Source organism: Streptomyces sp. NPDC058375, from assembly GCF_042723425.1.
GTDB classification, from domain to species: domain Bacteria; phylum Actinomycetota; class Actinomycetes; order Streptomycetales; family Streptomycetaceae; genus Streptomyces; species Streptomyces durocortorensis.
Genome location: NZ_JBHXJG010000269.1, coordinates 1 through 9,504, shown reverse-complemented (window position 1 = coordinate 9,504; position 9,504 = coordinate 1). Strand labels below are relative to the sequence as shown.

General features: G+C 71.1%; 8 protein-coding genes. 1 reads left to right on the top strand and 7 read right to left on the bottom strand.

Annotated elements, in window-relative coordinates; all coding sequences use genetic code 11:
* Positions 1–537: 537 nt before the first annotated feature.
* A complete protein-coding gene (locus ACFWM7_RS30040) occupies positions 538–1,545 on the bottom strand; it encodes a stage II sporulation protein M (RefSeq protein ID WP_383266481.1) in 1,008 nt (335 codons plus the stop codon).
* A 119-nt stretch (positions 1,546–1,664) separates the two neighbouring features.
* Between ACFWM7_RS30040 and ACFWM7_RS30035 the strand changes: the two genes are divergently transcribed.
* Positions 1,665–2,654, top strand: coding sequence for an RDD family protein (locus tag ACFWM7_RS30035; RefSeq protein ID WP_383266479.1), 990 nt, complete (start codon positions 1,665–1,667; stop codon positions 2,652–2,654).
* On the opposite strand, the gene ACFWM7_RS30030 is transcribed toward ACFWM7_RS30035, so the two are convergent.
* The 6 genes from ACFWM7_RS30030 to ACFWM7_RS30005 form a co-directional block, all read right to left on the bottom strand.
* Positions 2,651–3,334, bottom strand: coding sequence for a hypothetical protein (locus ACFWM7_RS30030; protein WP_383266476.1), 684 nt, complete (start codon positions 3,332–3,334; stop codon positions 2,651–2,653). The genes ACFWM7_RS30035 and ACFWM7_RS30030 overlap by 4 nt on opposite strands.
* A gap of 191 nt (positions 3,335–3,525) precedes the next feature.
* A complete protein-coding gene (gene ahcY / locus ACFWM7_RS30025) occupies positions 3,526–4,983 on the bottom strand; it encodes an adenosylhomocysteinase (RefSeq protein ID WP_383266474.1) in 1,458 nt (485 codons plus the stop codon).
* Positions 4,984–5,259: 276 nt separating this feature from the next.
* Positions 5,260–6,246: a cation diffusion facilitator family transporter gene (locus ACFWM7_RS30020; protein WP_383266471.1), complete on the bottom strand. Its 987-nt coding sequence runs from the start codon at positions 6,244–6,246 to the stop codon at positions 5,260–5,262.
* A gap of 90 nt (positions 6,247–6,336) precedes the next feature.
* Complete coding sequence (gene manA, locus ACFWM7_RS30015) at positions 6,337–7,512, bottom strand: mannose-6-phosphate isomerase, class I (RefSeq protein ID WP_383266484.1); 1,176 nt, start codon at positions 7,510–7,512, stop codon at positions 6,337–6,339.
* Positions 7,513–7,758: 246 nt separating this feature from the next.
* Positions 7,759–8,895 carry an SIS domain-containing protein gene (locus ACFWM7_RS30010; RefSeq protein ID WP_383266468.1) on the bottom strand — a complete coding sequence of 379 codons (1,137 nt, stop codon included), beginning with the start codon at positions 8,893–8,895 and terminating at the stop codon, positions 7,759–7,761.
* A gap of 195 nt (positions 8,896–9,090) precedes the next feature.
* Positions 9,091–9,273, bottom strand: coding sequence for a Trm112 family protein (locus ACFWM7_RS30005; protein ID WP_003968734.1), 183 nt, complete (start codon positions 9,271–9,273; stop codon positions 9,091–9,093).
* Between the last annotated feature and the right edge of the window lie 231 nt (positions 9,274–9,504).

Below are 9,504 nucleotides of genomic sequence, written 5' to 3'. Positions count from 1 at the left end.
TGTTGAGTTCTCAAGGAACGGACGCTTCCTTCGGTCCCGTATCACCGGGGCCCTCCGGGCGCTTCCCTTCGTTTTCTTCTTTGTCTTGCTGTCTTACGTTTCCGACTCTATCAGACGCTTTCCAGTGTCTGACTCCCGGTCGAAGCGGGCCGTGCAGTTTCGCTTTCCAGGTTCTTCGCTTTCGCGTTTTCCCTTTCCAGCGCTTCCGACTTTACCAGACTCTTCTTCGTTCCGTTTCCGGTCCGAATTCGATTTCCGGTGACCTGTGGAGTGGCCTTGCCTTTCGGCGGATCCGACTTTATCAGAAACTCACAGGCCAAACGAACAAACCTGAGCGAGTTTGCAAAAGGAGAATCATTTGGCTCGGCGGAATCGACAAGCGCTCCTGCACAAGCGGAGTAGATATTACGCGCCCAACTCGAACTTGTCCAGTCCGAGGCAACCGTTCAAATCTACCTCCCCACATCTGCCGTGTCAACGGGTTTTGTGGGCGAGGAGGACACTAGCAGGTCAGCAGGGGCGAAAGCACATCGGCGGTCAGGCCGCGGTGGGGAGTTCGGCGCTGCGTTCGACTGCTGTGAGGTCGCCCGTGTCCCCGGCGCGGGCCGCTCGGCCGCCCAGGATGTAGACGTAACCGAGAAACGCCAGCTCAGCGGCTATGCCGATGGTGATCCGGGCCCAGGTCGGGAGACCGGACGGGGTCACGAAGCCTTCGATGAGGCCGGAGACGAACAGGACCAGCGCCAGGCCGATGGCCATACCCAGTGCGGCTCGGCCCTGCTGGGCCAGGGCGGTCCGGCGGGGCAGGGGGCCCGGGTCGATCACGGTCCAGCCGAGGCGTAGTCCCGTGCCGGCGGCGACGAAGACCGCGGTCAGTTCGAGCAGGCCGTGGGGAAGCACCAGGCCGAGGAAGACGTCGAGGCGGCCCGCGGAGGACATGAGGCCTATGCCGACGCCGAGGTTGAGCATGTTGAGGAAGAGGATCCAGATCACCGGTATGCAGAGGAATGCCCCCAGGACCAGGCACAGGGCCGCGGCCTGAGCGTTGTTCGTCCATACCTGCGCCGCGAACGACGCCGCCGGATGGCTGGAGTAGTAGGTCTCGTACTCCCCGCCGGGGCGGGTCATCGCCCGGAGGTCGTCCGGTGCCGCGATCGCCGCCTGCACCTCGGGGTGGGTGCCTATCCACCAGCCCAGCAATGCCGCCAGCGCTGTCGAGAGCACGGCGGTGGGGATCCACCAGTGGCGGGAGCGGTAGACCGCGGCCGGAAATCCGGTGGTGAGGAACCGGGCCGCGTCGCGCCAGGAGGCCTTGTGGGTGCCGGTCACCGTGGACCGGGCGCGGGCCACGAGCTGGGTGAGACGGCCCGTGAGGAGTGGGTCGGTGCTGCTCGACTGGATCAGCGAGAGGTGCGTCGCCGTGCGTTGGTACAGGACGACCAGTTCGTCTGCTTCCGCGCCCGTGAGGCGGCGTCCTCGGCGCAGGAGGTGTTCGAGGCGGTCCCACTCCGAGCGGTGGGCGGTGACGAAGACGTCGAGGTCCATGGGCGTCTGTTGCTCCAGGCAAGGGGGCGTACGGGTCCGTACTACTGCGGCGCGCTGGCGGTCAGCTTGGCAGACTGGGCCCGGCTGGGGCAGAGAAGGTCGGCGAAGGGTGGGGCCCGATGAGTGAGCTGGTGACCGGTGACGCGGTCGTTCTGGGGTTGAGGCCCGCGCGGCTGCCCAGCCGGGCGCTGGCCTCGGCCATCGATCTGGCCGTGACGTTCGCCGTCTTCGTCCTGGTCTCGGTGCTGCTGGGTATCGCTTCCGCCGCCCTGGACGAGGCCGCTGTCGCGGCGATCGGGGTCGCCTCGTTCCTGCTGGTCCTGATCGGTGGTCCGGTCGCGGTGGAGACGCTGAGCCATGGCCGCTCGCTGGGGAAGCTGGCCTGCGGGCTGCGGGTGGTGCGGGACGACGGTGGGCCGGTCCGGTTCCGGCACGCGCTCGTCCGGGGGGCCATGGGGCTCGTCGAGATCCTTCTGACCTTCGGTGCCCTGGCCTCCATCGCCTCCCTGGTGTCGGCACGGGGGCGCCGGATCGGTGACGTGTTCGCAGGGACGCTGGTGATCCGGGAGCGCGTCGCGGCGACGGGCCGGTCCGTCGCCGTGCCGCCTCCCCCGCCCTGGCTGGTCGGCCGGTTCGCGGAGCTGGATCTGTCGGGCGTACCGGACGAGCTCTGGTCCGCGGTACGGCAGTACCTGACGCGGATGCAGCAGCTGGATCCCGGCGTGGGGCGGTCGATCGCGGAACGGCTGGCCGGTGAGCTGGTCGCGCGGACGGGGGCCGCCGCGCCGCAGGGTGTTCCTGCGGCGGCGTTTCTGGCGGCGGTGGTGCATGAGCGGCAGTCACGGGATGCGCGGCGCGTGTTCGCCGGGCCCCGGGCCGAGGGGCCCGTGCCGTCCCCGCCTGCCGGGCCGGGCGGGCCCGCGGTGCCGGGTGGGCCTGCGGTGCCGAGCGGGCCTGCGGTGCCGGGTGGGCCCGCGGTGTTGGGCTCGCCCGGCCTGTCGGGGGTGCGCTTCGGGGGGTCGATGGCTGCCGGGGCCGGGGGGCACGGCGGGGCTTCTGCGGAGCGGGGTGGAGGTGTCTCCTCGGCCGGGTTCGCTCCGCCCGGCTAGTCGGTGGCCGGCTCGTCGGTGTCCGGTCCGGTGCCGGGTGACAGGTCCGGGTCGGTCAGGGGGCCGGAGGCGCGGGGGGACGGGGGCGTCTCCAGGTGTTCGAGCTCGATGCCGGGTGCTGCGAGGACCACGTCGCCGGCGATGTGGACGGTGTGCTGCTCCCCGGTGTCCAGGGCGCTGACCTGGTATTCGTCCACGATCAGGGGGCCGTTGTCAGTGGCGTGCGCTTCACTGTTCATCAGGGCCCAGGACTGGTCGACGGTCCTGGATGCGAGAACCGGGTCCGTGAAGGTGACCACGCGGACGCGGGTCGTGGGGGAAGCGGGGGTGAGGCGCAGGAGGCGGGTCATGGCGATGAGGAATGCGGGGGACGTGCCGGCGAAGGTGTGGGCACGGACGTTGCCTTCGGTGGCGTGGCTGCCGGTCGGGTCTGTCCTGACCCAGGTGACCCCTTCCAGGGCTGCTCCTCGTACCTGCCAGCTCGCGGCGTGCAGTTCGAGGCGGATCGGCCGGCCCAGCTCGTCCAGGGCGAGGTCGACGGAGCCGAGGTGGTCTCCGGAGGGGGATGTGGTCTGGGAGACGTAGCGCCAGCCGGAGGGGCCGGGGGCGCAGTGGAAGTGTTCTTCGCCGAGGGGGGTGTGATCGTGAAGGTCGTGGAGCGAATACCTGCCGCGGGGCATGGGGTCCTTCGGGTTCCTCGGACTGTGCGGGGGCGGTAACGGGCGCAGGCCCCCGGCACGGGGGTGCGGGGGCCTGCACTCGGTTCTGCTGCGGATCTGCGGCGGGCTCCGCTTCGGGGGCGGTCGTGGGGGGGGTGGGGGGGCCGCCGCGGGGGGTGCGGGCGGCCGGCCGCCCCACCGCCGGGAGTGGATCAGTAGCGGTAGTGGTCGGGCTTGTACGGGCCCTCTACCTCGACACCGATATACGCCGCCTGCTCGGGGCGCAGGGTCGTGAGCTTGACGCCCAGGGCGTCGAGGTGGAGACGGGCGACCTTCTCGTCCAGGTGCTTGGGCAGCACGTACACGTCGGTCGGGTACTCCTGGGGCTTCGTGAACAGCTCGATCTGCGCGAGGGTCTGGTCCGCGAAGCTGTTGGACATCACGAAGGACGGGTGTCCGGTCGCGTTGCCCAGGTTGAGGAGGCGGCCCTCGGACAGGACGATGAGGACCTTGCCGTCGGCGAACGTCCAGGTGTGGACCTGGGGCTTGACCTCGTCCTTGACGATGCCGTCGATCTGCGCGAGACCGGCCATGTCGATCTCGTTGTCGAAGTGGCCGATGTTCCCGACGATCGCCTGGTGCTTCATCCGGGCCATGTCCTTGGCCATGATGATGTCCTTGTTGCCCGTCGTGGTGATGAAGATGTCCGCCTGCTCCACCACGTCGTCCAGCGTGGCGACCTGGTAGCCGTCCATCGCCGCCTGCAGCGCGCAGATCGGGTCGATCTCCGTGATGATCACGCGGGCGCCCTGGCCGCGCAGGGACTCCGCGCAGCCCTTGCCCACGTCGCCGTAGCCGAAGACGACGGCGGTCTTGCCGCCGATCAGGACGTCGGTGGCGCGGTTGATGCCGTCGATGAGGGAGTGGCGGCAGCCGTACTTGTTGTCGAACTTCGACTTGGTCACCGCGTCGTTCACGTTGATCGCGGGGAACAGGAGGGAACCGTCACGGTGCATCTCGTACAGGCGGTGGACGCCCGTCGTCGTCTCCTCGGTGACACCGCGGATCTCGGACGCGAGCTGGGTCCACTTCTGCGGGGCCTCGCCGAGGGTGCGGTTCAGCAGGGTGAGGATGTGGGCGTACTCCTCGCTGTCCGCGGTCGACGGGTCCGGGGCGGCGCCGGCCTTCTCGAACTCGACGCCCTTGTGGACGAGGAGGGTGGCGTCGCCACCGTCGTCCAGGATCATGTTCGGGCCGCCGGTGGGGGTGTTCGGCCAGGTCAGCGCCTGCTCCGTGCACCACCAGTACTCCTCCAGGGTCTCGCCCTTCCAGGCGAAGACCGGGACGCCCCCGGGGGCGTCCGGGGTGCCGTTCGGGCCGACCGCGATGGCGGCGGCGGCGTGGTCCTGGGTGGAGAAGATGTTGCAGGAGGCCCAGCGGACCTCGGCGCCCAGGGCGACGAGGGTCTCGATGAGCACGGCGGTCTGCACGGTCATGTGCAGCGAGCCGGTGATCCGGGCGCCGGCCAGCGGCTGGGCGGCGGCGAACTCCTTGCGGATCGACATCAGACCGGGCATCTCGTGCTCGGCGAGCGTGATCTCCTTGCGCCCGAAAGCGGCGAGGGAGAGGTCGGCGACCTTGAAGTCCTGGCGGTTGGTGGCCGTCGTCATAACGGGCTGCTCCTCGTGATGGGTCGAGGGTGGGCTGTCTGGGCTGACTCTGCGGCGCGGCGGGCACACGAATGCCCGGGCGTTCGCAGTGCAGTCCGTCGGAGGCCCTCTGTCCCTCGCCCGGCTCGCTCCCGCCAGCCGGTCGACCGCCATCAGCAGCGACGTCTGTTATCCGTATCCGAATCTACACCGAACGGCCCAGTGAGCCCCAGCCCGTTCGGGGAGAGGGGCGTGTGTGAGGGGTCACCGGGCCGATCGGGGCCGGTGTGCGGTGGGTCAGTGGCCGGAATCGCTCGGGGCGTCGGACGGGCCGCCGGGCGTCTTGCCCGGGTTGGTTCCGGTCGCGGCGGCCTGCGCGTTGTAGATGTCCGGCTCCAGGTAGATGACCCGTGCGATCGGGCACGCTGCGCGGATGCGGGTCTCGGCGGCGTTGATGGCCTCGGCGACCTCGGCGGCGGTCTCGTCGTGCCGGACCGCGATCTTGGCGGCGACCAGCAGCTCCTCGGGGCCGAGGTGCAGGGTGCGCATGTGGATGATGCGGGTGACGGTGTCACCGTCCACCACGGCCGCCTTGATCTTCTGAACGTCCTCGATGCCGGCGGACTCGCCGAGCAGGAGGGACTTCGTCTCTACGGCGAGGACGATCGCGATGAGGATCAGCAGGATGCCGATGCAGAGGGTGCCGATGCCGTCCCAGACGCCGTTTCCGGTGGCGAGGGCGAGGCCGACACCGCCGAGCGCCAGGATCAGGCCGACGAGGGCGCCGAGGTCCTCCAGCAGGACGACCGGCAGCTCGGGGGCCTTGGACCGGCGGACGAACTCGGTCCAGGAGCGGTCGCCTCGGGTGAGGTTGGACTCCTTGATCGCCGTACGGAAGGAGAAGATCTCGGCGATGATCGCAAAGACCAGGACCCCGACCGGCCAGTACCAGGCCTCGATCTCGTGCGGGTGCTTGATCTTCTCGTAGCCCTCGTACACCGCGAACATGCCACCGACCGAGAAGAGGACGATGGAGACGAGGAACGCGTAGATGTAACGCTCGCGCCCGTAGCCGAAGGGGTGTTCAGGGGTCGCTTCGCGTTTCGCCCTCTTGCCTCCGAGCAGCAGGAGCCCCTGATTGCCCGAGTCGGCGAGCGAGTGGACGCTCTCCGCGAGCATCGACGAGGAACCACTGAAGAGGAACGCTACGAATTTGGCCACGGCGATCGAGAGGTTGGCGGCGAGTGCCGCCACGATCGCCTTGGTTCCGCCTGACGCGCTCATGAGTGCGTGGTGTCCCTTCGTCGTTGCGCGGCGGCACGTGCCGCCGTGGTGAGGCGGCACATTGTTGCAGCCGCCGGGACGGCCCGTGGGTCAGGCCGCCACGGTGGCCCGGAAGAGTGTGCCCCGCCCCGTCGCTTCGACACGCTCGCCGGCCGGGACGTAGGCCGACTCCCCCGGTGCGAGGGCGAGTTCGCCGACCGTGACGGTGCCCGCAGTGCAGAGCAGGATCTGGGGGGTGGGTGCGGTCAGGTCGGTGGGGGCCGCCCCGGAGGCGAGCGTGTAGCGGGACAGGGCGAACTCGTCGACCGGGGTCTCGTAGAGCTCCTCGCCGGACGGGGCCGCCTCCGGGCGCAGCACGCCGGGCTCGGTGGCCTCGAAGCGGACGATGCGCAGGAGTTCGGGGACGTCGATGTGCTTGGGGGTCAGGCCGCAGCGCAGGACGTTGTCCGAGTTGGCCATGATCTCGACGCCGAGGCCGTCGAGATAGGCGTGCGGGACGCCGGCGCCGAGGAACAGGGCTTCGCCGGGCTGGAGTTGTACGTAGTTCAGCAGCATGGCTGCCAGTACCCCGGGGTCGCCGGGGAAGTGGTGGGCGATGCGGGCGTACGGGGCGTGGGTGCCGCCGAGACGTTCGGCGGCGGCCGCGGCCTCGGTGACGGTCTCGGCCATCTCCGCCGGGTTCGCGCCGAGGATCGCCGTGAGCACCTCGCGGAGTGCGGCCTCCTCCGGGTGGGCGCGGAGGAGGTCCACGTACGGCTTGAGGGAGTCGACTCCCAGCGCCTCCATCGCGTCCGCCGCCTCGGTGGGCGGGCGGAAGCCGCAGAGTCCGGCGAAGGGGGTGAGGGCGCAGATCAGTTCGGGCTTGTGGTTCGCGTCCTTGTACGTGCGGTGGGGGGCGTCTATCGGGACGCCCCGGGCCTCCTCGTCGGCGTACCCCTCGCGGGCCTGGTCCAGGTCAGGATGGACCTGGACGGAGAGGGGGGCGCCGGCGGCGAGGAGCTTCAGGAGGAAGGGGAGGCGGGGGCCGAACCGGGCGATGGTCGGCGCTCCGAGTTCGCCTTCCGGGTCGGCGTCGATGGCCTCGGTGAGGGCCAGTTCCGTCTCACCGGACGCGGTGGTGCGGGTGATACGTGAGGGCGCTCCGGGGTGGGCTCCCATCCACATCTCGGCCTGCGGTTCGCCGGTGGGCGCGATGCCGAGCAGGGCGGGGATGGCCGTGGTGGACCCCCAGGCGTAGGGGCGCACGGTGTTGGACAGCCGGTCCATGAAGTCGTCCTCGGGTGGGGTGGGGCGCGGTGCCGTGGTCAAGGGTGGGGTGGGGCTTGGTGGGGGGGGCGCGGTGTGGTGGGGCTCGTGGTGCGGTGGGTCGCGGTGGCGTGGTGGACGGCGTTGTGTCTACCGCGCAGTGTGGTGTGTGGTGTGTGGTGTGTGGTGTGTGGTGTGTGCACCAGGGATATCAGTGTTGCGTGAGGGCCTGGCGTCGTGGGGGTGGCCAGAGAGTGTGGGCTTCTGTCAGGGCTGGGGGGCCGAGGCCAGCGAGAGGTACACCGCGGCGAAGTCCGTGATCGCGAGAAGTTCCGCCACGGTTTCCAGTGCGCCGCCCTCCTCCGGTTCCAGCTCGCTCACGGGTGTGTCGTGGCCGAGCGCCAGTTCCCGGGCCGCCGGGTAGGCGCTGAGGCCTCCCGTGGGGCGGTCCCGGAGCAGGACCACCCGGGCTCTGAGCGTCTCTCCCTCGTCGACCCGGTCGCGGAAGAAGTCGTCGGGGTCCGCGCCGGCCGCGAAGTCCCCTGCGAGGAGCCCGCCGTGCGAGGGCAGCGCCTCGGGGAGTTCCGCGGCCAGGGCGGGGCGGCCGGCCAGCTCGGACAGTACGGCGGCGAAGCGGCGCCCCACCGGGCCCGCGGCATCGCCCTCCGTCCACAGCAGCGGCAGGCTGTCGGCGAGCTCGGCGGCGAGCGTCTTGGCGGGGTTGCTGTACGTGGCGATGGCCGGGCCGCAGCGTTCCGCGGTGCTGTCCAGGCGGTCCGCCACCTTCTGCAGGTCCTCCGGCGTCGCGGTCACCAGGCCGACCCGGTCCAGGAGCGCCAGCAGGGGGGTGAGCAGCGCCCACAGTGTGCCGGGGCCGGCGGCCGAGGTCTCCGCGTCGTACTCGCCGTGCGGGGCAGCTGCCATCGGGACGACCAATCCGTGCACCCCGTCGACCGCCTCGCGCAGCGGGGAGCGGGTGGGGGCGACGGCGACGACGGTGCAGCCGCGGCGGTAGGCCTGCTCGGCGAGCAGGGCGAGGCCCGGTTCGGAGCCGTCGGCGGTCGCGATGAGGAGCAGGTCCACGGATCCGGCCCAGCCGGGCAGTGCCCAGCGCAGGGCGCCGGGGGCGGGGGCGACGCCCGTGGGGTTGATTCGTACGACCGGGGCGGCTGCGCCTGCCAGTGCGCCGATCAGGTCGGCGACTCCGGAGGCGGCGGTGCCGGGGCCCGCGACGAGGACTGCACGGGGGCGTCCCTCGGGGGCCAGGCCGCCGATGCCGGCCTCGGCCGCGTGCCGGGCGGCGGTACGGACCCGGGCGCCGGCCTCGGCGGCACCGCGCAGCAGATCGCGGCGGTCGGCTCGGGCCAGGGCTTCCGGGGCGTCGAGCAAGGACTCGTCGAGCATGGCGATGGGCCTCCGATCACCGGGTGGGGTGCGGGCTGCGGGTGCACGTACGAGGGTCCTGTGGCGCGGCCGCCAGGCCTGGCGGCCGTGACCGAATGGTGGCCCTGCCTGCGGTCCGTCCCGTTGTCGTCGGTCGGGGCGCCGGCTGCCGTGTGCTGCCGGGCGCCGTCCTGCCCGTACGTGCGTCGCTCGCGGTCAGGCGGGGCGGCGGGCCTCGTCGACGAGAAGGACCGGGATGCCGTCCCGGACCGGGTAGGCCAGGCCGCAGTCGTCGCCCGTGCAGACCAGTTCGGGGCTGTCGGCCGCCGAACGGTCGTCGAGCGGGGAGTGGCAGGCCGGGCAGGCCAGGATCTCCAGGAGGCCGGCTTCGAGCGCCATGGGGTGAGTCCCTTCGAGCATGCGAGTTCCGATCCGCGTGGATCAGGCGTCGTCAGCCTACCGCTGGGGTGGAGGGGGCGCGGCCTGGCCGGGGGGAGGAAACGGGGGATGGCGGGGGTGGGAGGCGGGGGCGGGGGTCCTGGGGGTGCGGGGGTGCTGAGACGCGTCTCCTGCGCCACGACAACTCCCCGCCCCGCCCCTTCCCTAAACGGGGTGGACGCGCCGGGGCCC